General features: G+C 62.0%; 21 protein-coding genes. 6 read left to right on the forward strand and 15 right to left on the reverse strand.

All coding sequences use genetic code 11. The features are described from left to right. Positions 1-26: 26 nt before the first annotated feature. Positions 27-1,502, reverse strand: coding sequence for an MFS transporter (locus B0G76_RS00765; RefSeq protein ID WP_120289297.1), 1,476 nt, complete (start codon positions 1,500-1,502; stop codon positions 27-29). A 190-nt stretch (positions 1,503-1,692) separates the two neighbouring features. On the opposite strand from B0G76_RS00765, the gene B0G76_RS00770 reads away from it, so the two are divergent. Beyond that, the gene (locus tag B0G76_RS00770) at positions 1,693-2,943 is read left to right on the forward strand and encodes an Hsp70 family protein (protein ID WP_120289299.1); all 1,251 of its coding nucleotides are present in this window, start codon (positions 1,693-1,695) and stop codon (positions 2,941-2,943) included. A gap of 111 nt (positions 2,944-3,054) precedes the next feature. Here B0G76_RS00770 and B0G76_RS00775 read toward each other — a convergent pair whose 3' ends face one another. Then, positions 3,055-3,258, reverse strand: a complete 204-nt coding sequence (locus tag B0G76_RS00775; RefSeq protein ID WP_007180251.1) for a cold-shock protein — start codon at positions 3,256-3,258, stop codon at positions 3,055-3,057. 583 nt (positions 3,259-3,841) lie between these two features. Between B0G76_RS00775 and B0G76_RS00780 the strand changes: the two genes are divergently transcribed. Continuing rightward, positions 3,842-5,437 (forward strand): APC family permease, encoded by a 1,596-nt coding sequence (locus tag B0G76_RS00780; protein WP_120289301.1) that lies wholly within the window; start codon positions 3,842-3,844, stop codon positions 5,435-5,437. A 130-nt stretch (positions 5,438-5,567) separates the two neighbouring features. Here the strand turns inward: B0G76_RS00780 and B0G76_RS00785 are convergent, their stop codons facing one another. The 7 genes from B0G76_RS00785 to B0G76_RS00815 form a co-directional block, all read right to left on the reverse strand. Beyond that, complete coding sequence (locus B0G76_RS00785) at positions 5,568-6,353, reverse strand: class III extradiol ring-cleavage dioxygenase (RefSeq protein WP_120289303.1); 786 nt, start codon at positions 6,351-6,353, stop codon at positions 5,568-5,570. A 113-nt stretch (positions 6,354-6,466) separates the two neighbouring features. Continuing rightward, positions 6,467-7,063, reverse strand: coding sequence for a UbiX family flavin prenyltransferase (locus tag B0G76_RS00790; protein WP_120289305.1), 597 nt, complete (start codon positions 7,061-7,063; stop codon positions 6,467-6,469). A gap of 50 nt (positions 7,064-7,113) precedes the next feature. Beyond that, positions 7,114-7,425 carry a Grx4 family monothiol glutaredoxin gene (gene grxD / locus B0G76_RS00795; protein ID WP_120289307.1) on the reverse strand — a complete coding sequence of 104 codons (312 nt, stop codon included), beginning with the start codon at positions 7,423-7,425 and terminating at the stop codon, positions 7,114-7,116. A 114-nt stretch (positions 7,426-7,539) separates the two neighbouring features. Beyond that, complete coding sequence (prmC, locus tag B0G76_RS00800; RefSeq protein WP_120289309.1) at positions 7,540-8,382, reverse strand: peptide chain release factor N(5)-glutamine methyltransferase; 843 nt, start codon at positions 8,380-8,382, stop codon at positions 7,540-7,542. Positions 8,383-8,388: 6 nt separating this feature from the next. Next, positions 8,389-9,471, reverse strand: coding sequence for a peptide chain release factor 1 (prfA, locus tag B0G76_RS00805; RefSeq protein WP_120289311.1), 1,083 nt, complete (start codon positions 9,469-9,471; stop codon positions 8,389-8,391). A 122-nt stretch (positions 9,472-9,593) separates the two neighbouring features. Then, positions 9,594-10,880, reverse strand: a complete 1,287-nt coding sequence (gene hemA / locus B0G76_RS00810; protein ID WP_120289312.1) for a glutamyl-tRNA reductase — start codon at positions 10,878-10,880, stop codon at positions 9,594-9,596. 62 nt (positions 10,881-10,942) lie between these two features. Next, entirely contained in the window at positions 10,943-11,653 is a 711-nt protein-coding gene (locus B0G76_RS00815; RefSeq protein WP_120289313.1) for a response regulator transcription factor, read from the reverse strand. A gap of 203 nt (positions 11,654-11,856) precedes the next feature. Here B0G76_RS00815 and B0G76_RS00820 point away from each other — a divergent pair, with 203 nt between their 5' ends. The 3 genes from B0G76_RS00820 to B0G76_RS00830 are packed head-to-tail and all read left to right on the forward strand — an operon-like array spanning position 11,857 to position 14,602. After that, on the forward strand, positions 11,857-12,111 hold the full coding sequence (locus B0G76_RS00820; protein WP_120289314.1) for a hypothetical protein: 255 nt from the start codon (positions 11,857-11,859) through the stop codon (positions 12,109-12,111). 19 nt (positions 12,112-12,130) lie between these two features. After that, positions 12,131-13,945 (forward strand): aminopeptidase P family protein, encoded by a 1,815-nt coding sequence (locus B0G76_RS00825; protein WP_120289315.1) that lies wholly within the window; start codon positions 12,131-12,133, stop codon positions 13,943-13,945. 33 nt (positions 13,946-13,978) lie between these two features. After that, complete coding sequence (locus B0G76_RS00830) at positions 13,979-14,602, forward strand: HAD family hydrolase (RefSeq protein ID WP_120289316.1); 624 nt, start codon at positions 13,979-13,981, stop codon at positions 14,600-14,602. A gap of 14 nt (positions 14,603-14,616) precedes the next feature. On the opposite strand, the gene B0G76_RS00835 is transcribed toward B0G76_RS00830, so the two are convergent. The 6 genes from B0G76_RS00835 to ugpB form a co-directional block, all read right to left on the reverse strand. Beyond that, complete coding sequence (locus B0G76_RS00835; protein ID WP_120296121.1) at positions 14,617-15,738, reverse strand: DUF748 domain-containing protein; 1,122 nt, start codon at positions 15,736-15,738, stop codon at positions 14,617-14,619. 203 nt (positions 15,739-15,941) lie between these two features. Continuing rightward, positions 15,942-17,606, reverse strand: coding sequence for an energy-dependent translational throttle protein EttA (gene ettA / locus B0G76_RS00840; protein WP_120289317.1), 1,665 nt, complete (start codon positions 17,604-17,606; stop codon positions 15,942-15,944). A gap of 223 nt (positions 17,607-17,829) precedes the next feature. Further along, positions 17,830-18,918: a sn-glycerol-3-phosphate import ATP-binding protein UgpC gene (locus B0G76_RS00845; protein WP_120289319.1), complete on the reverse strand. Its 1,089-nt coding sequence runs from the start codon at positions 18,916-18,918 to the stop codon at positions 17,830-17,832. A 124-nt stretch (positions 18,919-19,042) separates the two neighbouring features. Next, on the reverse strand, positions 19,043-19,888 hold the full coding sequence (gene ugpE, locus B0G76_RS00850; RefSeq protein ID WP_120289321.1) for a sn-glycerol-3-phosphate ABC transporter permease UgpE: 846 nt from the start codon (positions 19,886-19,888) through the stop codon (positions 19,043-19,045). Beyond that, complete coding sequence (ugpA, locus tag B0G76_RS00855; RefSeq protein ID WP_120289323.1) at positions 19,885-20,769, reverse strand: sn-glycerol-3-phosphate ABC transporter permease UgpA; 885 nt, start codon at positions 20,767-20,769, stop codon at positions 19,885-19,887. Before ugpA ends, ugpE begins: the two co-directional genes overlap by 4 nt. 85 nt (positions 20,770-20,854) lie before the next feature. After that, a complete protein-coding gene (gene ugpB / locus B0G76_RS00860) occupies positions 20,855-22,180 on the reverse strand; it encodes a sn-glycerol-3-phosphate ABC transporter substrate-binding protein UgpB (RefSeq protein WP_120289325.1) in 1,326 nt (441 codons plus the stop codon). A 356-nt stretch (positions 22,181-22,536) separates the two neighbouring features. Here ugpB and B0G76_RS00865 point away from each other — a divergent pair, with 356 nt between their 5' ends. Continuing rightward, complete coding sequence (locus B0G76_RS00865; RefSeq protein WP_259460481.1) at positions 22,537-23,463, forward strand: glycerophosphodiester phosphodiesterase family protein; 927 nt, start codon at positions 22,537-22,539, stop codon at positions 23,461-23,463. Positions 23,464-23,481 lie beyond the last annotated feature (18 nt).

Raw genomic sequence — 23,481 nt, forward strand, 5'->3', positions numbered from 1 at the left:
AGCGCGCGGTGTTGACCGCGCGTTTTTTATTCCACGTCATCCGCAACGCTCGAAAGCGGCGTGGCAACATGCTCGAGCGACTTGCGCTCCGCATCGACGCCCCAGATCGCGGCGATCACCGCAGCGGCGAGCATCAGCCCCGATCCGACCAGATAGCCCAAAAACACCTCGCTGCGCTGATGCGTATCGATCAGCCGGCCGAAGAACGCCGGACCGATGACGCCGCCCAGCGCTGTGCCGAACGCGTAGAACACCGCGATTGCCAGCGCGCGGATTTCCAGCGGAAACGATTCGCTGACGGTCAGATACGCCGAACTCGCCGCCGCCGAGGCGAAAAAGAAGACCACCATCCACGCGATCGTCTGCGTCACGACGGTGAGCATCTGCTGCTCGAACAGGTAGCCGCTTAACGTCAGCAGAATGCCGGACAGCGCGTAAGTCGACGCGATCATCTTGCGCCGTCCGATGACGTCGAAGAGCCGGCCGAGCACGAGCGGTCCAAGGAAATTGCCGAGCGCGAATGGCAACAGATACCAGCCGATATGGTGGCCCGGCACGCGATAGAAATCGGTCAGCACCAGCGCGTAGGTGAAAAAGATCGCGTTGTAGAAAAACGCCTGCGCGGTCATCAACGACAGGCCGACCAGCGCGCGCTGCCGATGCACATTGAAAAGCGTGTGAAACACCTCGCGCAGCGGCGTGTGTCCGCGCGCCCGCAGTTTTAAGCGCGTGAGGCCGTCGTCGGCGAGGGCATGGCCTGCATGGCGAAAGCGCGTTTCGATACCGTCGACGATCGAGCGCGCCTCGCGCTCGCCGCCGTGCGTCAGCAGCCAGCGCGGACTTTCGGGCACCCAGATACGCATGGGCAAAATCCCCAGCGCCAGCACCGCGCCGATGAAGAAACAGGCGCGCCAGCCCCAGTCGCCCGGCAGCAGATTCGGATCGAGCAGGACCAGCGAACCCGCCGCGCCGAGTCCCGCGCCGACCCAGAAAGTGCCGTTGATGCCGAGATCGGTCCAGCCGCGCACCCTGGCGGGCGTGAACTCCTGAATCGTCGAATTGATCGCGGTATATTCGCCGCCGATGCCTGCGCCGGTGAGAAAGCGAAACAGCAGGAAACTGGCGAGATTCCACGAGAAGGCGGTTGCCGCGGTGGCGGCCAGATATACCGCGAGCGTGGTGAAAAACAGCCTGCGACGGCCGAGCCTGTCGGTCAGCCAGCCGAAGCCGAGCGCGCCGAGCACCGCGCCCGCAATGTAAGCGCTGCCGGCGAGGCCCACGTCGGCGTTGGTAAAGCGCAACGATGGGCTAGATTTCAACGCACTTGCCACGGCGCCCGCCAGGGTCACTTCGAGACCGTCCAGCAGCCACGTCACGCCCAGCGCGACGACGATCAGCGAATGAAAGCGCCCCCACGGCAAACGGTCGAGCCGTGAGGGCACGTCGGTTTCAATGACGGCGGCGTTTTTCTCGTGGACAACGGCGGTAGGCGGCGCGCTCATTGCTGCAAGTCTCCTGATTACTGAAATTTGGTGGCGTATCCTGTCGAATTCAGCAATTTTTGTTCCGTCGAGCGGATTTGGGACATTGTCGCGGGCATCCCGAAAAGCGTCAGTTGATGCTAATTGGGCTTTCGTGATACAAAGCCGCTCCCCTTTCTGTCCGCGCCAGCCGTGAGCGGCGATTCCTGCCATGAACTATTGCGCGATTGACTTCGGTACTTCCAATTCGGCCGTAGCCGTCCCAGACGGCGCCGCGCTTAAGCTTGCGCCGGTCGAGGGCGCCTATACGACGCTGCCGACCGCCGTCTTTTTCAACACCGACGAGAACACCCGCGAGTTCGGGCGCTCGGCGCTGGCGGCGTACATCGACGGTTTCGACGGCCGTCTGATGCGCTCGATGAAAAGTATTCTCGGCTCGCCGCTCGCCGAGAATTCGACCGATCTCGGCGACGGCTCGGCGATCAAGTACACGGACATCATCGCGATTTTCGTCGACCACCTGAAACGCTCGGCCGAGAAGAGCACCGGCGCCCCGATCAGCCGCGCCGTGCTGGGCCGCCCGGTGTTCTTCGTCGACGACGATCCGCGCGCCGACCAGATGGCGCAGCAGCAGCTCGAAGCGGCGGCGCGGTCAGTCGGTTTGCGGGAGATTCACTTTCAGTATGAGCCGATCGCGGCCGCGTTCGACTACGAATCGCATCTGACGGAAGAGGGGCTCGTGCTGGTGGCCGATATCGGCGGGGGTACGTCGGACTTTTCGCTGGTGCGGGTAGGGCCGGAGCGGATGAAGCGCGTCGAGCGCAAAGACGACGTCCTGGCCCACCACGGCGTGCACGTCGCAGGGACCGATTTCGACCGTCGTGTCGAGCTGGTGACAATCCTGCGCGAACTAGGCTATCAGGCACTCGACCCTGAAGGCCGTGAGATTCCGAACCGTATTTATTTCGATCTCGCGACCTGGCATCTGATCAACACCGTCTACGCACCGAAGCGCGTCAGCGAGCTCGCGCTCATGCGGCATCTATTTACCCAGATCAAACATCACGACCGCCTGATGCGCGTCGTGGAGCGCCGCCTGGGCCATGCATTGGCCGCTCATGCCGAAGAGGCGAAGATCGGCGTGGCGGCGGGCGGCGAGACCGTGATCGACCTCGACGAGGTGGAAGACGACCTGCGCCTCGCATTCGACGAAGCGCAACTCATCAAGGCCGGTCAGGACGAGACGCAGCGCATCGTGCAGGCGGCGCGCGACACGGTGCAGGCAGCCGGCGTGGCGCCGCGCGACGTCAACGCGATTTACTTCACCGGCGGCTCGACCGGATTAGCATTTTTATCGGGTGCATTGGCGGCGGCATTTCCGGATGCCAAAGCAGTATTCGGCGACCGTCTTGCCAGCGTTGCAACAGGTCTCGGTATTCACGCGCGGCGTCTGTTCGGATAACCAAACTAAACCCTTGCATACTGCGAAGATAATCACCACATGCAGAAGCGATCGATATAAAAAAACCCCGCCGAGGCGGGGTTTTTTGCGTCCAGAAGGAAGCGTGCTTGCTTACACCGGCTTGATGTTAGCAGCTTGCTTGCCCTTCGGGCCCGTCTTCACTTCAAACGTAACCTTTTGGTTTTCTTGCAGCGTCTTGAAGCCTTCCGTGCGGATTTCCGAGAAATGCGCGAACAGATCTTCGCCACCGCCGTCCGGCGTGATGAAGCCAAAGCCCTTTGCGTCATTGAACCACTTGACGGTACCGGTTTCCATATTACTTGTTCCTAAAGATGGTAAATAAGGCCGAAGCCCAATGGGTGCGCATGAAAATCAAGGAAGGGGGTAATGGGACCAACCGGAGTACCGTTGATGGGCGAACTACGAAAGACCAATTCACTCGCCGCTTGAAATCCTGCCCGAACGTTATACGGCGATTTCGGGAGAAGGTCAACACTCTCATCCCAATTTTACAAGTTTTTGACGGATTGGCGTAGAAATTGCTTACAAATCTTTCCATTCGTCCGAAAATTTTGCCAGGGAGAACCCTTGGTTTCGCTGCATCGTGCGGGTGCAACCGTTAAACTACGCGCCGCACGACGGTTGCACCTGATTGGAATGCGCCGTCGCGAAGGCATGCGCGTCACCCCGTCCTCAACGCTACAAGCGATGTCACGCGGTGCCGGCATAGTTCTGCTGCAAACTTGCATGGGACCAGAGTAAGAGCTTTGCATGGGACCGGAGTAAGTGCCTTGCATGGGGCCAGAGTAAGCGCTAAAGCGCCAACTCTGGCCGACAGCTAAAGCGCAAACTCCGGTCGACAGCTAAAGCGCCAACTCTGGTCGACACAGGAGAAGATGTGAAAAGTTCTATACAACGGAACATCGGACCGGTCGCGCTGTTGCTGACCGGCTTGGGTTCGATCATCGGGTCGGGCTGGCTGTTCGGCGCGTGGAAGGCTGCAAAAATTGCCGGGCCGGCTGCAATTTGTGCATGGATCATCGGCGCGGTCGTGATTCTCGCGATTGCATTGACCTATGCGGAACTCGGCGCGATGTTCCCCGAGTCCGGCGGCATGGTGCGCTACGCGCGCTATTCGCACGGCGCGCTGGTGGGCTTCATTAGCGCCTGGGCAAACTGGATCGCCATTGTCTCGGTGATTCCGATCGAGGCTGAAGCATCCATTCAATATATGAGTACATGGCCGTATCCATGGGCGCATGCGCTATTCGTGGACGGGTCATTAACGACTAATGGGCTATTGCTGTCCGCGGCCCTCGTGATTATTTACTTCCTGCTGAATTACTGGGGCGTAAAGCTGTTCGCACGCGCCAATTCGGCGATCACGGTCTTCAAGTTCCTGATTCCGGGTGCGACGATCGCTGGTCTGATGCTGACGGGCTTCCACAAGGAAAACTTCGGCGAAGTAAGCACCTTTGCGCCGTACGGCTGGTCGTCTGTGCTGACCGCAGTGTCGACGAGCGGTATCGTTTTCGCCTTCAACGGTTTCCAGAGCCCGATCAACCTCGCGGGTGAAGCGCGCAATCCGGCCAAGAGCGTGCCGTTCGCGGTGATCGGCTCGATCCTGCTGGCGCTGGTGATCTACGTCCTGCTGCAGATCGCGTACATCGGCGCGGTGAATCCGAGCGACGTGATGAAGGGCTGGAGCCACTTCAACTTTGCTTCGCCGTTCGCCGAACTGGCGATCGCGCTGAACCTGAACTGGCTGGCGATCCTGCTGTATGTCGACGCGTTCGTCAGCCCGAGCGGCACCGGCACGACCTACATGGCGACGACCACCCGCATGATCTACGCCATGGAGCGCAACAACACGATGCCGAAGATGTTCGGCAACGTACATCCGTTTTACGGCGTGCCGCGCCAGGCGATGTGGTTCAACCTGCTGGTGTCGTTCATTTTCCTGTTCTTCTTCCGCGGCTGGAGCTCGTTGGCGGCGGTGATCTCGGTCGCGACCGTGATCTCGTACCTGACCGGCCCGATCAGCCTGATGGCGCTGCGCCGCGCAGCGACGGACCTGGAGCGCCCGCTGAACATTCCGGGCATGAAGATCATTGCGCCGTTCGCTTTCGTGTGCGCGTCGCTGATTCTGTACTGGGCGAAGTGGCCGCTGACCGGCGAAATCATTCTGTTGATGGTCGTCGCGCTGCCGGTGTACTTCTACTTCCAGGCGAAGTCGGGTTTCGGCGGCTGGGGGCGTGACCTGAAGGCTGCATGGTGGCTCGTGGCCTACCTGCCGATTATGGCGATTCTGTCGCTGATCGGCAGCAAGGAATTCGGCGGTCACGGCATCCTGCCGTACGGCTGGGACATGCTGGTGGTGGCCGTCTTCTCGCTGGTGTTCTACTACTGGGGCGTGAACAGCGGTTATCGCTCGGAATACCTGGAAGAACGTCAGACGCACGACGAAGTGCTCGAAGGCATGGGCGCACATTAAGTTGCTGCGCTGAATCTGAGTTTTGCGCCGGATGGTTGTGGTCCGGTGCAGCATAAAAAAAGCCCGCCTGAGTCGCTCAGGCGGGCTTTTTTTATTTACGGCGCTTCGTTGGCGTCGCGTTGACGCTGAATCAAGCGGTGCCGAACACGTAATTCGTCATGGCAAGCGAGCGTTGATACGTTCCGAGCGACTGGATTGCCAGCGAATAATCGTCATCCGCCGCGCCTAGCGCCGCGAATACGGGCAGCAGGTGCTCGTCGGTCGGATGCATCAGCACCGCGTGCGGCGCTTGACGGCGGTAGTCGAGCAGCGCGTCGATGTCGTGCGCGGCGAGCCTGGCCTCGAACCAGTCGGTGAATTCGGCCACCCGCGGATCGGCGTCTTCCGGTCGTGCGGAAAAGTCGGCGGCGCGCAGGTTATGCGTGATCTGGCCCGAGCCGATCACCATTACGCCGTCGTCTTTCAGCGAGCGTAACGCGCGACCCACACGAAAATGATGGGCCGCGTCCAGGTGCGGCTGGATCGACAACTGTGCGACCGGCACGTCGGCTTTCGGAAACATCAGCAACATCGGCACCCATGCGCCGTGGTCAAGACCATGCGGCTGAGCGTCAGTGAGGACGCCATGCTCGCCAAGCAGCACAGCGGCACGGCGCGCTACATCGGGCGCGCCCGGAGCCGGATATTGAATCTCATACAACTGGCGCGGGAAGCCGTAGAAATCGTGGATGGTTTCCGGCGCCGTGGACGTGCTTGCCACCGGCTGTGCCGTGCCCCAGTGGGCCGACAGCATGAGCACGGCTTCAGGACGCGGCAATTGCGCCGACAGCGAGCCGAATTCGGCGGACGGCATGGAAGGGTCGATCGGCAGCGTAGGCGCGCCGTGGGAGAGGAAAAGCGACGGTAATCGATTCATGGCAGCAACGCCGCCGCGGGGACGCGGCGCGAAAGTGGGGTTGCTATCAATATAGGTGCGTACCGGCGTTTGATAAACGGGTGAAAACGGAATTGATTGTGTCGCCAGTGTTTTTAATCTGGCTCGCGCAATCCCGTCCACGCCGGCGACAATGCCGGCCCGAGTGCGAAAAGATCCAACACGCGCGCCACCGTATGATCGACCATTTCGTCGATCGTCGTGGGATGGTTGTAGAAAGCAGGCAAGGGCGGAAAGATCACACCGCCCATTTCGGTGACGGCCGTCATGTTGCGCAGATGCGCGAGATTGAACGGCGTTTCGCGCACAAGAAGCACAAGCCGGCGGCGCTCTTTGAGCGTGACGTCGGCGGCACGGGTGATCAGGTTGTCGGAAAAACCGTGCGCGACGCTCGCCAGCGTCTTCATCGAGCAGGGAGCGACCACCATGCCGTCGGTGGCAAACGAGCCGGACGCGATGCTCGCGCCGACGTCGCGCACCGAGTGGACGACATCCGCGAGCGGATGCACGTCTTCTTTACTCAGTTGGAGTTCGTGCTGGATATTGAGCCAGCCCGCGCTCGAAATCAGCAAATGACTCTCGACGCCGCCGAGCCTGCGCAACGTCTCGAGCAACCGGATGCCGTAGATGGCGCCGGTTGCGCCGGTGATCGCGACGATCAGCCGACGTGGCGCCGCAGCGCGTGTTTCCATGGCTCGCGGCGCCTTATCGGAAGACAGCAAAACGTTCGGACAGCGGCCGCTTAAGCCGCGGCGAACAGTTGCTGCAGTTCGCCCGATTCGTACATTTCCATCATGATGTCCGAGCCGCCGACGAATTCGCCCTTCACGTAGAGCTGCGGAATGGTCGGCCAGTTCGAGAACTGCTTGATGCCCTGGCGGACTTCGTCGTCTTCGAGCACGTTGACGGTCTTGATTTCGTTGACGCCGCACGCCTTCAGAATCTGGATGGCGCGGCCGGAAAAGCCGCACATCGGGAACTGAGCGGTGCCCTTCATGAAGAGCACGACGTTGTTTTCGTCGACGATTTGCTTGATGCGTTGTTGCGTGTCCATGACTGACCTTGCGGTTCCGTTATGTGTAGGGAATAGGCTGAAATGATAGCGGATTTCGGTAAGACCGGCCGAGGGCCGCTTTGTCGCCCTGGCGATTAAGGCCGTTCGTCGAGGTCAGCCGGACCACTTTCCGCCGCTGATTCGCTCGATGCCGGCAAGATCCTGCTCCGAGCGGACTTGTGCAAAACCTTGCGCGCTCAGCAGAGCGCGCACTGCTTCCGCCTGATCGTACCCGTGTTCGATCCACAATACGCCGTTGGCGGCCAAACGTGTAGGCGCGCCGGCAATGATCTTGCGGATCGCGCTGAGCCCGTCGGCATCGTCGGTGAGCGCGCCGCGCGGCTCGAAGCGCAGATCGCCTTCCGATAGATGCGGATCGCCGCTTGCGATATACGGCGGATTGCTGACGATCGCGTCAAAACTTGGCGCTGCGTCGAGCGAGCCGTACCAGTCGCTTTGCTGCAATACCACGGTGCCGCCGGGGCGTTTGGTGTCCAGCAGACGTGCGGCGTTGCGTGCGGCCACTGCCAATGCTTTGGCGGAACGGTCCAGCGCCCAGACCTGCGCGTCGGGCCGCATCGACGCAATCGCCACGGCAATTGCGCCGGTGCCTGTGCCCAGATCGAGTACGCGTGGCCGCGAGATGTTTTCCAGCGCGGTCAACGCCGTTTCGACCAGCAATTCGGTTTCGGGACGTGGGATCAGCACATCGGGCGTCACTTCGAAATCAAGCCCGAAAAATTCGCGTGCGCCGACCAGTTGCGCCACTGGCTCACCAGCGACACGCCGCGTTTCCAGCGCGCGGTATCGCTCGACAACCGTTCCGTCGAGCGCTTCGTCGCTGCGCGTAATCAATTGCGTATGCCGCCAGCCGAGCACGTGCGTGAGCAGAATTCGCGCTTCGAGCGACGGCAGTGGCGAGGCGCGCAACAGCGCGGCGGGCGTGACCGGATCCATCCGCGCTTAGTCCGCGTCGCCCAGCGATGCCAGCAACTCGGCCTGATGCTCGCTGACCAAGGCGGCGATCAGTTCGTCGAGATCGCCGTCCATGATGGCGTCGAGGCGATACAGCGTCAGATTGATCCGGTGATCCGTCAGACGCCCTTGCGGGAAGTTGTAGGTGCGAATCCGCTCCGAGCGATCGCCCGAGCCGATCAGGCTCTTGCGCGTTGCGGCTTCCTTCGCCTGCTGCTCGTGCGACTGTTTGTCCTTGATGCGCGCGGCCAACACCTTCAGCGCACGATCCTTGTTCTTGTGCTGCGACCGGTCGTCCTGACATTCGACGACGATCCCCGTCGGCAAGTGCGTGACGCGCACCGCCGAGTCGGTCTTGTTGATGTGCTGCCCGCCCGCGCCGGATGCGCGGAACGTGTCGATGCGCAGATCGGCGGGATTGATCTCGACTTCGCCGATTTCGTCCGCTTCCGGCATCACCGCGACTGTGCATGCCGACGTGTGAATGCGCCCCTGCGTTTCGGTGGCCGGCACGCGTTGCACGCGATGGCCGCCCGACTCGAATTTGAGCTTGGAATAGGCCGCTTCTCCGGCGATCCGCACGATCACTTCCTTGTAGCCGCCGAGGTCCGATTCGCTCGCCGACATCATCTCGACTTGCCAGCGACTGCGCTCGGCAAAGCGCAGGTACATGCGCAGCAAATCGCCGGCGAACAGCGCGGATTCGTCGCCTCCCGTGCCCGCGCGAATTTCGAGGAAGATGTTGCGGTCGTCGTTCGGGTCTTTCGGCAGCAGCATTTTTTGCAATTCCGAGCCGAGCTTTTCCATCCGCTCGCGCGCCGTGCGAATTTCTTCTTCCGCGAAGTCGCGCATCGACACGTCCGCCAGCAGTTCCTGCGCGGTCGCCGCGTCGTTCATCGCGTGGCGCCACAGCGCGTAATGCTCGACGACCGGCCCAAGCTCGGCGTGTTCACGCGTGAGCTTGCGGTATTGGTCGAGATTCGAGGTGATGTCCTCGCGGCTCAACAGGTCGTTCAGTTCGGCCAGCCGGGTAGTGAGCTGGTCGAGCTTGCGTTGCATGCTCGTTTTCATCGGACGGGTTTCGGAGCGGACTCCGGCAAGGACGGCGACTAGGGGAGTGGGCAGATGCCCTGGTCAGAAGCATGTCGCGGGCCACTCAGAATGGCGCGGACGGTGCGGCGGTGGCTGCGCCGCTAACGCTCCGTAGAACCGGAGTGTTTGTAGAAACCGCTCATCAATTCGATGAGCGTGTCACGGTTGTCGCTGCTCGCGCGATTGAGCGCGTGCGTGGGACCGTGGATCAGTTTGTTGGTGAGCGATTGCGACAGCGCTTCGAGTACCGCTGCCGGGTCGTCGCCGCGTGCGAGCATTTTCTGCGCGCGTTCGACTTCGGCGCGACGCAGCACGTCGGCCTGCGTATGCATGTGACGGATCACCGGCACGATGCTGCGCGCGTCGAGCCATTGCATGAAATTCTGCACGCGTGTTTCGATGATCGCCTCGGCTTGCGCAACCGCGGCTTGCCGCGACGCATTGCCTTCGCGCACGATCGCGCCGAGATCGTCGACGGTGTACAGGAACACGTCTTCGAGCTGGCCGACTTCGGGTTCGATATCGCGCGGCACCGCCAGATCAACCATGAAAATCGGGCGGCGACGGCGCGCTTTCACGGCCCGCTCGACCGCCCCCAGACCGATGATCGGCAGGGTGGAAGCGGTACACGACACGATGATGTCGAACTCGTGCATGCGCGTGGGCAGTTCCGAAAGCGGAATGGCCCGGCCGTTGAAGCGTTCGGCGAGGCGGGTGCCGCGCTCGGCGGTGCGATTCGCGACGACGAGCTCGCGGGGCTGATGCGCGGCGAAGTGCGTAGCGCACAACTCGATCATTTCTCCCGCGCCGATGAACAGCACGCGCTGGTTCGAGACCTTGTCGAAAATCCGCTGCGCGAGACGCACAGCGGCGGCCGCCATGGAAACCGACTGCGCGCCGATTTCGGTCGTGCTTCGCACTTCTTTCGCCACGGCGAAGGTGCGCTGGAACAACTGGTTCAGATAGGTGCCGAGCGCACCGGCTTCAGACGCCGTGCGTACCGCATCCTTCATTTGTCCGACGATTTGCGTCTCACCCAGCACCATCGAATCCAGCCCCGACGCGACGCGGAACGCGTGGCGCACGGCTTCCGACTGCGGCAGCGCGTAGACATGCGGCGCGAGTTCGTCGACGGGCAGGTTGTGATACTTCGAGAACCACTGGATCGCGGCTTCACGCGCGGCCTGGTCGTCGGTCACGCAATAGAGTTCGGTGCGGTTGCAGGTGGACAGAATCGCCGCTTCCGGCGCCGTGCGGGCAGTGCGGCCGAGCCAGACGCTCTTGAAGGTGTCCAATGCAGGCTTGATCTGTTCGAGCGGAAACGCCACGCGTTCGCGCAAGGCGACAGGCGCAGTGTGGTGATTGATTCCGATCGTTAGAAGCTGCATATGGGGAGCTATGGTTTAGCCCAATATTATAGCGTTTTCACGATTCTTTCATTCTGCGCGCGTCACCCGGCCTCCACAACGGCCTCTGGCGGGATCGCGTCGAGTTGATAGCCGTAGCCGTAAAGCGGTGTCAGGCAATAACCGTGTTCCGGGCGCAACTGCAATTTCGTCCGCACGCGCGAGGCATGAGTGTCGACGGTGCGCGACTTTACGTCACGGCGGCGTGTCCAGACGGTTTCGAGAATATGCGCGCGCGACACCGGCCGCGACAGATTGGTAAAGAGCAGCAGCGCAAAACGGAATTCCTTCGGTGTCAGAGCGACGGTGTGCTGACGAAACGTGACGGCCAACTGCGACGCATCGAACGCATACCCACCGATCGTATCGAGCCGGCGGTTGAGCGGTCGCCGCAAACCCGCGCGGCGTAGCAGCGCGTCGACCCGCGCCAGCATTTCCGGGCCACGGACCGGTTTGATCAGGCAGTCGTCGGCGCCGGCGTGCAGCGCGGCAACGATCTGGCTCTCGCGCGGCTCCGACAGCAGCACGATCACCGGCAAGCCAGGCAGGATGGAGCGGGCGCGCGGGATCACGTCTTCGGCGGAATGGTCGCCGGCCCAACCTTCAGTGATGAGAAGATCGAAGCATTCGTCGGCGGCGCGATGCAGGAACGGTGCGCTCGTGGTGAAGTGCTGGCACGCATGGCCACCGGCAAAGATCAGCCGGCCGACCAAGGTAGCGTGCCGAAGGTCCGGCTCGATCAGGGCGATTCGCATGGCGCGCTTTTAGCGTGGCAATTACCGGGACCAGGTTTTTTCGTAAGGCTTGCAACTTGCCTAACATCACCCCGACCCCTAAACTCAACCGCTATGCGGAAAGCGCCGTGCTGAACCTCTATAGTTAATGAGACAAAAATGCTAGCTGTCTTGGCCCCTTGCGCCCATGAGACGAATCCGAAACTGCGCGAGGCCTGCCGCTGATGGGGTGGCCCGGAATTCTGGTGCTGGGTGCGGTAATCGGTCTGGCAGGCTGGTGGTTGCATCCGTTGCGCCGATATAGCCGCGTCCCGTGGTGGGTGGCGCTATTTGCCGGGGTGCTGGGCGCGGGTGTCGCGCGCATGGCCGGCAACGTGGTGGGTCTCTTTCATGATGGCGACACGCTCGAATGGCCGGTATGTACCGCCATCGCGTTGGTCGTCGTTGCCGTGACGGTCGGCTTGCTTTCCCGTCGTTGAATATTTGCAGGTGACTCTGATGAATGCCCGACTCCCCGAAACCTCCTCCATCCCTGAACGGCTCGCGACATTGCGCAATGCGATGGCGCGCGAAGGCGTAGCCGCCTATCTGGTGCCTTCTGCCGATCCGCATCTTTCCGAATACTTACCCGGCCGCTGGCAAGGCCGGCAGTGGTTGTCGGGTTTCACCGGCTCGGCCGGCACGCTGATCGTGACCGCCGATTTCGCCGGCGTATGGACCGACAGCCGCTATTGGGAACAAGCCAACGCGCAACTGGCCGGCACCGGCGTTCAGCTGATGAAGATGACCGGCGGCCAGCAGACCGCGCCGCATTTCGAATGGCTTGCGCAGAACGTCGCGACCGGCGGCACGGTCGGTGTGGACGGCGCCGTGCTCGGTGTGTCGGCGGCGCGTGCTTTGAGCCAGGCGCTCACCGCGCGCGGCGTCAAGCTGCGCACCGACGTCGACCTGTTCGACGCGATCTGGCCGCAGCGCCCGTCGTTGCCCGCTGCCGCCGTGTTTGAGCATGCCGCGCCGCACGCGAGCGTGGCCCGTTCGGACAAGCTCGCGCAGATTCGCCGCGCCATGGCGGAGAAAGGCGCGCAGTGGCACTTCATTTCCACGCTCGATGACCTTGCATGGCTTTTGAATTTGCGCGGCGCCGATGTCAGCTACAACCCGGTGTTCGTGGCGCACGCGCTGATCGGTCCGGAGAGCGCGTCGCTCTTCGTCGCCGACGGCAAGGTACCGCAAGAATTGGCCGACGCGCTCGCGCGTGACGGCATCCGTGTCGAGCCGTATGCCAAGGCGGCCGATGCGCTGGCCGCCCTGCCGGCCGGCAGCACGCTGCTGATCGACCCGCGCCGCATCACGTATGGCTCGCTGCAGTCGGTGCCGTCCACGGTTGAGGTTGTCGAGGCGGTCAATCCGTCCACGTTCTTCAAGTCGCGCAAGACCGAGGCAGAAGCGGAGCACGTACGCGAGACAATGGAACAGGACGGCGCGGCACTCGCCGAATTCTTCGCGTGGTTCGAAGGCGCGCTGGGCCGCGAAATGATCACTGAACTCACAATCGACGAGCGCCTGACGGCAGCCCGTTCGCGTCGTCCGGGCTTCGTGTCGCTGAGCTTTGCCACGATCGCCGGCTTCAACGCGAACGGCGCGATGCCGCACTACCGCGCGACCGATGAATCGCATTCGGTGATCGAAGGCAATGGCTTGTTGCTGATCGATTCGGGCGCGCAGTATCTGAGCGGCACGACCGACATCACCCGCGTCGTGCCGGTGGGCACCGTCAGCGAGGCACAGCGGCGCGATTTCACGATCGTGCTGAAAGGCACCATGGCGTTGTCGCGCGCGAAATTCCCGCGCGGCATCCGTTCGCCGATGCTCGACGCGATCGCCCGCGCGCCGATCTGGGAAGCCGGCGCCGATTACGGTCACGGCACCGGTCACGGCGTGGGTTATTTTCTGAACGTGCACGAAGGCCCGCAGGTGATTTCGCACTACGCGCCGGCCGAACCGTGGACGGCGATGGAAGAAGGCATGATCACCTCGGTCGAGCCGGGCATTTACCGGCCGGGCCAGTGGGGCGTGCGGATCGAGAACCTGGTGCTCAACGTGCCCGCGGAGAAAACCGAGTTCGGCGATTTCCTCAAGTTCGAAACGCTGACGCTGTGCCCGATCGATACGCGCTGCCTTGACCTGTCGCTGTTGCGTGACGACGAGCGCGCATGGCTCAACACGTATCACGAGACGGTGCGCACGCGCCTGTCGCCGCATGTCTCAGGCGAGGCCAAGGCGTGGCTTGAGTTGCGTACACAAGCTATCTGATCTCGTTGCCACAACCTTTCTGAGGGAGCGTGCATGGCCATCAAGGCAGTGGTGTTTGATTTCGGCGGCGTGCTGATCGACTGGAACCCTGACTATCTGTATCGTCAGTTGATTCCTGACGAAACGGAGCGCCGCTGGTTTCTGACCCATGTCTGTTCGATGGACTGGGTGATCCGTCAGGACGGCGGCCAGCCCATCGTCGAGGGAACAAACGAACTGATCGCGAAGTTTCCCGACCACGCACCGCTGATCCGTGCGTTCTACGAGCGCTGGCACGAGATGGTGGTCGGCGTGCTGGAAGAGGGCGTGGCGATCATGGGAAAGCTCGAGGCGGCCCATGTGCCGCTCTTTGGGCTGACGAACTGGTCGGCGGAGACGTTTCCGTATGCGTGGGAGCACTTCCCCGTGCTGCGGCGGTTTCGCGATATCGTCGTGTCGGGCACGGTGAAGCTGGTGAAACCCGATCCGGCGATTTTCGCGGCCATGCATCAGCGGATCGAGGCGCAGTTGCCGGGCATCGAACCGGGTGAACTCGTTTTCATCGACGACAATCTGAAAAACGCCGAGGCTGCCACGGCACTTGGCTGGCACGGCGTGCATCACACGGGCGCTGCGCAAACCGAAGCGACATTACGCGAGCTGGGGTTGCCGGTCTAAGCCTTCTGCCTGGCCTACTGCCCAAGTAGATTCTTCAACGCGTTACCCAAGCCTTTCACGGTTTCCCCAGCGCCCTTCGCCACGCCTTCGACGCTCACGCCCAGCGCGTTTGCAAATCCCGCGCGGAGGCGCTTCATCAGACCCTCCTGCACCGAAAACTTCGGGTCGCGGAGGTCGCCGTCAAGTACGAAATGCAGCGTGATATCGCCGTTGTGCGCCTTGAGCGCCGCAACGGCGGCCTTGGTTGGGATCGACATGAAGGTGTCCAGCGGATTGTCGCTGTCGGCGAGTTGCAGCTGGTGGATCGTCACCGTGCCGGGCGCGTGCAATTGATAGTTGCGCACCGTCGATTCGACAGTCACATCGACCGTGCCGCCGGTCACTTGCGTCTTCGCGCCAGCCTTCTTCAGCAGGTAAGGATCGAGCATTGCGACATCGACGCCGCGCAGTCTGGTAGTGGTCTGCGAATCCTTGCTGGCGATCTTGATCCAGCCTCCGAACGAGACCGTACCCTTATGCGCCGGGCCTTTGATCGAGCCGGTGAGATCGAGGGTGGTCGGGTCGCTGAGCGCGGGCAGTTGCAGGTGATCGACGGTTGCGTTGACCTCGCTGACCGTCATCCTGAATGCCGGTGGCCCGACGGACATATCGTAGAAATGGAAATTGCCCTGCTCGAAGCTGACGTGGTCGATCAGCTTTTCGCGGGGAGCGGCAGTTGCGGCGCCACTGGCTTCTTCGTCTGACTTGTTCACCGATTCCCGCAGATTCGGCAGGAGGCGGATCGTACCGTCCTTGCTGCGCAATACGGCGATGTCGAAGCCGCGCACCACTACGCTGCGAATATGCATGCGCCGCGCGAGCAGATCGCGGATATCGGGCGTGAGCGTGATTTCGTCGGCGCGTAGCGGATCACCGGCGGGCCAGCCGGGCGGCGCCTTGAGCAGAACATGGGTGAGATGGACGGAGGTGAGGCCGACCCGGATGCTTTCGGCGCTGCCCAATGAACCAAGCGCCGCCGTGACGCGCTCTTTGACTTCGCGCTGCGCGAACTGCAACGCACCGATCGCGACAACGATCAGCACCAGCAGCACACCACTTGCGGCAATGGCCCAGCGCTTGCCCTTCGACATCGCCATGCTTGCCTCCTCGTCGCCGCGCTGGGCGCGGTGTGGGCGTGATCGGCCTGTGCGTGCGCCGGTTGGACGCACGTTTGATTGGGTATGGCGGAGTTGTTGCATCCCGCCGGGACGGCGTGTGACACGCCGTGGCGAGCAATGCGTGTGCCCTGACGCCTGACAACCCGCTCGTCGGCCGACGAACGGGCCGCCAGGCTCCAGATTTATCGCGCGATCGGCTTGTAACGCAGGCGCTTCGGACGTGCACCTTCTTCACCGAGACGCGCACGCTTGTCCGCTTCGTATTCCTGGTAGTTGCCGTTGAAGAACGTGATTTGCGAATCACCTTCGAACGCCAGGATGTGCGTCGCGATCCGGTCGAGGAACCAGCGATCGTGCGAGATCACCATGACGGAGCCGGCGAATTCGAGCAATGCGTCTTCCAGCGCGCGCAGCGTTTCGACGTCCAGGTCGTTCGACGGTTCGTCCAGCAGCAGGACGTTGCCGCCCGCGATCAGCGTCTTCGCCAGATGCAGCCGGCCGCGCTCACCGCCCGACAGATTGCCGACGGTCTTCTGCTGATCGCCACCCTTGAAGTTGAAGCGGCCGATATACGCACGCGAAGGCGTTTCGTACTTGCCGACGGTTAGCACGTCCGCACCGCCGGAGATTTCTGCAAACACGGTCTTCGAGCCGTCGAGCGCGTCGCGGCTTTGGTCCACGTACGCGAGCTTGACCGTCGGGCCTTGCACGATTTCGCCCGAATCCGGTTGTTCGCGGCCGGTCAGCATGCGGAACAGCGTCGACTTACCGGCGCCGTTCGGCCCGATGATGCCGACAATCGCGCCCGCCGGAATCTTGAAGCTGACGTCGTCGAGCAGCAATCGGTCGCCATACGACTTGCTGACGTTCTTGAACTCGATCACTTCGTTACCCAGGCGGTCGCCGACCGGGATGAAGATTTCCGAGGTTTCGTTGCGCTTCTGGTAGTCCTGGCTGTTCAGTTCCTCGAAGCGGGCGATACGCGCCTTCGACTTCGCCTGACGGCCCTTCGGGTTCTGGCGCACCCACTCCAGTTCCTTCTTGATTGCCTTCTGACGCGCCGATTCCGACGACTCTTCCTGCTTCAGGCGCTCTTCCTTCTGGTCGAGCCAGCTGCTGTAGTTGCCCTTCCATGGAATGCCGTGGCCGCGGTCGAGTTCGAGAATCCACTCGGCGGCGTTATCGAGGAAGTAACGATCGTGGGTCACGGCGACGACGGTGCCCGGGAAGCGCGTCAGGAACTGTTCGAGCCAGTCGACCGATTCCGCGTCCAGGTGGTTGGTCGGCTCGTCGAGCAGGAGCATGTCCGGCTTTTCCAGCAGCAGCTTGCACAACGCGACGCGGCGCTTTTCGCCACCCGACAGGTGTTCGATCTTCGCGTCCCACGCCGGCAGACGCAGCGCGTCGGCGGCGATTTCGATCTGCTGTTCCGCGCTGCCGTCGGTGGTGGCGAGAATGGCTTCGTACTTTGCCTGCTCGGCGGCGAGCGCGTCGAAGTCGGCGTCCGGCTCCGCGTAGGCGGCGTAGATTGCGTCGAGTTTCTTTTGAGCACCGAAGACTTCGCCGAGACCTTCTTCCACCGCTTCACGCACCGTCTTGTTCGGATCGAGCTGCGGTTCCTGCGGCAGATAGCCGATGTTCAGGTTCGGCATCGGCGTGGCTTCGCCTTCGATGTCCTTGTCCACACCGGCCATGATGCGGATCAGCGTCGACTTGCCCGAGCCGTTCAGGCCGAGCAAGCCGATCTTCGCGCCGGGGAAAAACGACAGCGAGATGTCTTTCAGGATTTGACGCTTGGGCGGCACGATTTTGCCGACCCGGTTCATGGTGAAGACGTATTGGGCCATTTGCTTGCAATAGACGTTGACGATGCCGGCCGCGTGGGGGCGGGCGGTCGTGGGTGGATGGGAAATGGGTGTTGTAGCCGGGCAGTGCGACCGGCACCGGCCGGCGCGGCGTCGAGCGCGGCTTCGAACCCCGCGACGCCCCGCGCGCGGGCGGGTTGTGCAGATGGCATTGTACTTCGGGGTGGGGGTGGGACGGCAGAGGGCGTCCGCAGCGACCTTGGTTCTAGTTCGCGCGCTGTCCCGTTGCCGGATCGAAGAAGTGCAGATGCTGCGCGGGTAACGAGACTTGCAGCGCTTCGCCCGCTGCGGGACGGTGCGTATGTGGCAGGCGGACCGTGACGTCATGCTTGCCCCAGCGGCCGTGCGCGAGGTTGTCCGCGCCGAGCAGTTCGCAGGAATCGACCGTCAGTGTGGCGTAGGGCGTATCCGCTTGACCGGGCGTCATGTGCTCCGGGCGGATGCCGAGCGTCCATTCGCGACCTTTGGCCACTTCGCGCCCAATCGCCGTTACGCCCATCAGCGGCAGCTTCGGCCCGTTGCCCGCCACTTCAAACGTTGCACCGTCATCCGAAACGCGGCCTTCCAGCAGATTCATCCCCGGCGAGCCGATGAAGCTCGCGACGAATACCGTGGCCGGGCGTTCGTAGACCTCGGTCGGCGCGCCGATCTGCTCCGCGTGGCCCTTGTTCATCACGATCACGCGTTGCGCGAGCGTCATCGCTTCGATCTGATCGTGGGTGACGTAGAGGCTGGTCGTCGCGAGCCGCGCATGCAGGCGCTGGATTTCGAGGCGCATCTGCACACGCAGTCTGGCGTCAAGATTCGACAGCGGTTCGTCGAACAGAAACACCGCCGGTTCACGCACGATCGCGCGGCCCATGGCGACGCGTTGTCGTTGACCGCCAGACAACGCGCGCGGCTTGCGTGCAAGCAGCGGTTCAAGCTCGAGAATCTGCGCCGCGGCCTCCACGCGCTTCGCAATCTGCGCGCGATCGACGCCCGCGATCTTCAGCGCATAGCCCATATTCTCGGCGACGCTCATGTGCGGATACAGCGCGTAGTTCTGGAACACCATCGCGATGTTGCGATCCTTCGGCTCCAGTCGATTGACCACTTTGCCGGCGATCGAGACAGTGCCGTCGGAAATGCCCTCGAGTCCGGCCACCATCCGCAGCAAGGTCGATTTGCCGCAACCCGACGGACCGACCATCACGACGAACTCGCCGTCCGCGACGTCCACATCGATACCGTGCAACACGAACTGTTTGCCGTCGTAGGTCTTTTTAACGCCTTGCAGAGTCAGTGCAGCCATGCTGTTTTAGCCTTTTCGTTGCTTGCCGCGCTTGCCGCGCTTGCCGCGCTTGCCGCGCGTACCGCGCCTGGCGCGGTGTTATTTATTCCATGTTCAACGCCGAAGCTCGCCCAATTTGCGCGAGTTACTTCTCCGAGTCCACCAACCCGCGCACGAACCAGCGCTGCATCGTCAGCACCACAGCGAGCGGTGGCAGCATGGCGAGCAGGGTCGCGGTCATCACGAGGTGCCATTCCGTCGCGGTGTCGCCGGAAGCGATCATGCTTTTGATGCCGATCACGGCAGTCGTCAGCGATTGCTGGCTCGTAATCAGGATCGGCCACAGATACTGATTCCAGCCGTAAATGAACGTGATGACAAAGAGCGCCGCCATGTTCGTCTTCGACAGCGGCAGCACCACGTCCCAGAAGAAACGCATCGCACCGGCGCCGTCGATGCGCGCCGCTTCCATCAGCTCGTCGGGCAGTGTCATAAAGAACTGGCGGAACAGGAACGTGGCGGTGGCCGATGCGATCAGCGGCAAGGTCAGGCCGCTGTACGTATTGCTCAGATGCATCGACGACACGACCTGCACCGTCGGAAAGATGCGCACTTCGACCGGCAGCATCAGCGTGATGAAGATCAGCCAGAACGACAGATTGCGAAACGGAAAGCGGAAAAACACGATCGCGTACGCGGAGATCATCGAGATGGCGATCTTGCCGATCGAAATCACCAGCGCCATCACGAGGCTGTTGAACAGCATGCGGCCGAACGGCGCCGCTGCATTGCCGCTGCCATGCGACCAGACGGTCGCGATGTTCTCGAACAGATGCGTGCTCGGCATGAGTGACAGCGGCACGCTGAACACCTCATGCTCGCTCATCGTCGCCGCGCAAAACGCGACGTACACCGGAAACACCACCAGCACGACACCAAGAATCAGCACCGCATGGCAGAAGAGGTCGAAACCGCGGCGGTTCTCGATCATGAGTATTGAACCCTGCGTTCGATGAAGCGGAATTGCACGACCGTCAACGCGACCACGATCACCATCAGGATCACGGACTGCGCGCCCGAGCTGCCGATATCCAGCCCCTGGAAGCCCTCGGCGAAGATCTTGTAGATCAGCGTGCGGGTGGATTGCGCCGGGCCGCCGCCGGTGGCGGCATCAATCACCGGGAAGGTGTCGAAGAACGCGTAGGTGATGTTGATCACCAGCAGGAAAAAGCTGGTCGGCGAGAGCAGCGGAAGTGCGATGCCGAAGAAACGCCGCACCGGACCGGCGCCGTCGATGGCTGCCGCTTCGATCAGCGAACGCGGAATGGCCTGCAAGCCGGCGTAGAAGAACAGAAAGTTATAGCTGACCTGTTTCCAGACGGACGCCAGCACGACCAGAAACATCGCCTGGCCCGCATTCAATGCGTGATTCCACACAATGCCGTTCTTCGCGAGCGCATAGGTGACGAGGCCGATGCTCGGGTTGAACAGGAACGACCACAACACGGCGGCGATCGCGGGCGCGACCGCGTACGGCCAGATCAGCAGCGTCTGATAGATCTTCGCGCCGCGCGTCACGCGATCCGCGCAGACCGCCAGCAGGAGCGAAATCACCAATCCGAACACGGTGACGAGCGCACAGAAAATCAGCGTCGTATTGAACGACGACAGATACAGCGGATCGGCGAATAACTGCTTGAAATTGGCGAGGCCGACAAATTCGCTCGACGTGCCGAACGCGTCCTGACTCTGCGTGGATTGCCACAGCGCTTCACCTGCCGGCCACAGAAAGAACAGCAGCGTGATCAGAAGTTGCGGTGCGACGAGCAGGTAGGGCAATACGCTGGTGCCGAAGCTGGAGCGTTTTTCCATCGAGAATTCCCAGGGTTTTACTACCACGACGGGTTTCGGTGCGAGGGCACCGAAACCTTGCCGGCCGGCTAGCGCTTAGTTACGTTTAGCTACCGGCTTTCTCGAAGCGGCGCAGCAACTCGTCGCCACGCGACACGGCCGAATCGAGCGCCTGTTGCGGCGTCTTTTTCTCCGCCCACACCTGTTCGAGTTCTTCGTCGATCACGGTGCGGATCTGCGGCATGTTGCCCAGACGCAGCCCCTTCGTGTACGGCAGGGGCGGCTTGTTGAGCATCTGCTTGATCGCGGTGTCGCTGCCCGGGTTCTTCTCGTAGAAGCCTTGCTGCTGCGTCAGCTGATACGCGGCGGTCGTGACCGGCAGATAGCCCGTGTCCTGATGCCACTTCGCGGCAACCGGCGCCGAGGACAGATACGACAGGAATTTCGCCACGCCCTTGTAGACGGCCGGATCTTTACCCGACAGCACCCACAAGCTTGCCCCGCCGATGATCGCGTTCTGCGGCGCGCCCTTCACGCTGGCGTCATACGGCATCATGCCGGTGCCGAAGTTGAACTTCGCGTACTTCTTGATCGTGGCGAGCGAACCCGACGAGTTCGTGATGATCCCGCAGTCGCCGCTATAGAACTTCGACACCGGTTCGTCCTTGCGGCCGACGTAGGTGAAGGTGCCTTCCTTCTGCATGTTCTGCAGGAACTGGATGTGCGCGACCTGCAGCGGCTTGTTGAACTCCAGCTGCGCGTCGGCGCCGTCGAAACCATTGTTCTTCGACGCGAACGGGGCGCCATGCCAGGCGCTATAGTTTTCGAGTTGAATCCAGCTCTGCCAGCCCGACGAATAGCCGCACGCCATGCCCGATGTCTTCAGCTTCTGCGCGTCCACCTGCAATTCGGCCCAGGTTTTCGGCGGCTGATTGGGATCGAGCCCGGCTTTCTTGAACGCGTCCTTGTTGTAGTACAACACCGGCGTCGAGCTGTTGAACGGCATCGAGATTAGCTCGCCGGTTTTTGAGTCGCTGTAGTAGCTGGAGATGGTCGGCACGAAGGCTTTTTCGTCGAGCGGCACGCCGGCTTGCTTGAACACGTCCGAGACCGGGATCACGGCCTTTTTCGCCTGCATCATCGTCGCGGTGCCGACTTCGTAGACCTGAAGAATGGCCGGCGCGTTGCCGCTGCGATAAGCGGCGATACCGGCGGCGAGGGTCTGGTCGTAGCTGCCTTTGAACACCGGCACAATCTTGTAGTCGCTTTGCGATGCGTTGAACGCGTTGGCGATGTCGTTCAGACGCTCGCCGAGTGCGGCTTCCATGGCATGCCAGAACTGGATTTCGGTGGCGGCGTGCGCTGCCTGGCTGATGCCGAAGCTCAGCACGGCGGCAACGGAAAGCGAACGGAAAAGCGGCTTGCAACGCATCGATAGGTCTCCTTGCCGGAACGGGCGCGGGTGGGAATCGCGCGATTCTATTTGTGTTCGATGACAGTCCGGAGTCGGCTGCAAGGCGGGAGCCTACTTTCGACAGACGCCGGATGCCGCAATTTAGCACTGGCTGTCACGGAACGGAAATAATGGATGCCTGAAGGCACGGGGTTGCGCGAGGTCATGCCTGCACGCGGGTCGCCACTACCCGTGTGCGGGCATGATGTAAGGGGAGGTAAGGCGTGCTTTCCTGTGCGCGATCGTCCGCGGTTTCGATCGGAATGTTTTTTTAATCAGGATTCCAGATGCTGAGTTTGGTTCGATTGACGGTGTGTGGTTCGATAGCAGGTCTCATGCTAGCGGGATGTGCGCTGACGTCTGTCACAACGGCGAATGGATCCGCGCCGGCGACATCGTTGCCCAGAGTCATCGCGCATCGTGGCGGCACAGGCGACGCGCCCGAAAACACGCTCGAAGCGATTCGCCAATCGATGGCGCACCATGCCGATGCCATGTGGCTCACGGTTCAATTGAGCAAGGACGGCGTACCGGTGCTGTACCGTCCGTCCGATCTGTCGGCGTTGACCGATGCGAAGGGGCCGGTGTCCGCATTGACGGCCGCGGAACTCGCACGTGTGAACGCCGGCTGGAGTTTCCGACTGGGCGGCGCGTATCCCTATCGCGATCACCCCGTCGGCATTCCGACGCTGCGTGAAGCGTTGCAGGCGATTCCGCCTGCCATGCCAGTCATCCTGGATATGAAAGCGTTGCCCGCCGCGCCGCAGGCTCAAGCGGTGGCGCGCGTGCTGGACGAAGAAAACGCGTGGTCGCGGGTATCGATCTATTCGACCGAGACGGACTATCAGCAGAGTTTCGCGGTTTATCCCCGTGCCAGGCTGTTCGAGTCGCGCGATGCAACACGTGGGCGGCTCGTGCGCGTGTTACTGAATCAGGGCTGTGTGGATGCGCCTGTCGAACACGCAATGACAGCGTTCGAACTGCATCGCGCAATGACGGTGGTGGAGAAGTTCACCTTGGGCGAAGGCCGCTCCGACGTGCAGGCAACGCTGTGGACACCTTTAACCGTGGCCTGCTTCCGGCAGAAGCCTGATGTTCGGATCGTGGCGATTGCAGTGAACAATGCGGACGACTATCGAATGGCTGCGTGTCTGGGTATCGATGCGGTGCTGGCGGATTCGCCATCGCAAATGGCGGCAGTCCGGGACGGTATCTCGGTGCCGCTCCGGTGCGCGGCAGCTAGCGCAGCAGTCGAGCAGTAAAAGCAAAAGCCCGCGTTG

Source organism: Paraburkholderia sp. BL23I1N1 (assembly GCF_003610295.1).
Taxonomy (GTDB): Bacteria; Pseudomonadota; Gammaproteobacteria; order Burkholderiales; family Burkholderiaceae; genus Paraburkholderia.

Bases quoted from the DNA above. Each gene is read 5' to 3' on its own strand.
- B0G76_RS00765 (WP_120289297.1), bottom strand. From the start codon at position 1,502: ATGAGCGCGCCGCCTACCGCCGTTGTCCACGAGAAAAACGCCGCCGTC.
- B0G76_RS00770 (WP_120289299.1), top strand. From the start codon at position 1,693: ATGAACTATTGCGCGATTGACTTCGGTACTTCCAATTCGGCCGTAGCC.
- B0G76_RS00775 (WP_007180251.1), bottom strand. From the start codon at position 3,258: ATGGAAACCGGTACCGTCAAGTGGTTCAATGACGCAAAGGGCTTTGGC.
- B0G76_RS00785 (WP_120289303.1), bottom strand. From the start codon at position 6,353: ATGAATCGATTACCGTCGCTTTTCCTCTCCCACGGCGCGCCTACGCTG.
- B0G76_RS00790 (WP_120289305.1), bottom strand. From the start codon at position 7,063: ATGGAAACACGCGCTGCGGCGCCACGTCGGCTGATCGTCGCGATCACC.
- grxD (WP_120289307.1), bottom strand. From the start codon at position 7,425: ATGGACACGCAACAACGCATCAAGCAAATCGTCGACGAAAACAACGTC.
- prmC (WP_120289309.1), bottom strand. From the start codon at position 8,382: ATGGATCCGGTCACGCCCGCCGCGCTGTTGCGCGCCTCGCCACTGCCG.
- prfA (WP_120289311.1), bottom strand. From the start codon at position 9,471: ATGAAAACGAGCATGCAACGCAAGCTCGACCAGCTCACTACCCGGCTG.
- hemA (WP_120289312.1), bottom strand. From the start codon at position 10,880: ATGCAGCTTCTAACGATCGGAATCAATCACCACACTGCGCCTGTCGCC.
- B0G76_RS00815 (WP_120289313.1), bottom strand. From the start codon at position 11,653: ATGCGAATCGCCCTGATCGAGCCGGACCTTCGGCACGCTACCTTGGTC.
- B0G76_RS00820 (WP_120289314.1), top strand. From the start codon at position 11,857: ATGGGGTGGCCCGGAATTCTGGTGCTGGGTGCGGTAATCGGTCTGGCA.
- B0G76_RS00825 (WP_120289315.1), top strand. From the start codon at position 12,131: ATGAATGCCCGACTCCCCGAAACCTCCTCCATCCCTGAACGGCTCGCG.
- B0G76_RS00830 (WP_120289316.1), top strand. From the start codon at position 13,979: ATGGCCATCAAGGCAGTGGTGTTTGATTTCGGCGGCGTGCTGATCGAC.
- B0G76_RS00835 (WP_120296121.1), bottom strand. From the start codon at position 15,738: ATGGCGATGTCGAAGGGCAAGCGCTGGGCCATTGCCGCAAGTGGTGTG.
- ettA (WP_120289317.1), bottom strand. From the start codon at position 17,606: ATGGCCCAATACGTCTTCACCATGAACCGGGTCGGCAAAATCGTGCCG.
- B0G76_RS00845 (WP_120289319.1), bottom strand. From the start codon at position 18,918: ATGGCTGCACTGACTCTGCAAGGCGTTAAAAAGACCTACGACGGCAAA.
- ugpE (WP_120289321.1), bottom strand. From the start codon at position 19,888: ATGATCGAGAACCGCCGCGGTTTCGACCTCTTCTGCCATGCGGTGCTG.
- ugpA (WP_120289323.1), bottom strand. From the start codon at position 20,769: ATGGAAAAACGCTCCAGCTTCGGCACCAGCGTATTGCCCTACCTGCTC.
- ugpB (WP_120289325.1), bottom strand. From the start codon at position 22,180: ATGCGTTGCAAGCCGCTTTTCCGTTCGCTTTCCGTTGCCGCCGTGCTG.
- B0G76_RS00865 (WP_259460481.1), top strand. From the start codon at position 22,537: ATGCTAGCGGGATGTGCGCTGACGTCTGTCACAACGGCGAATGGATCC.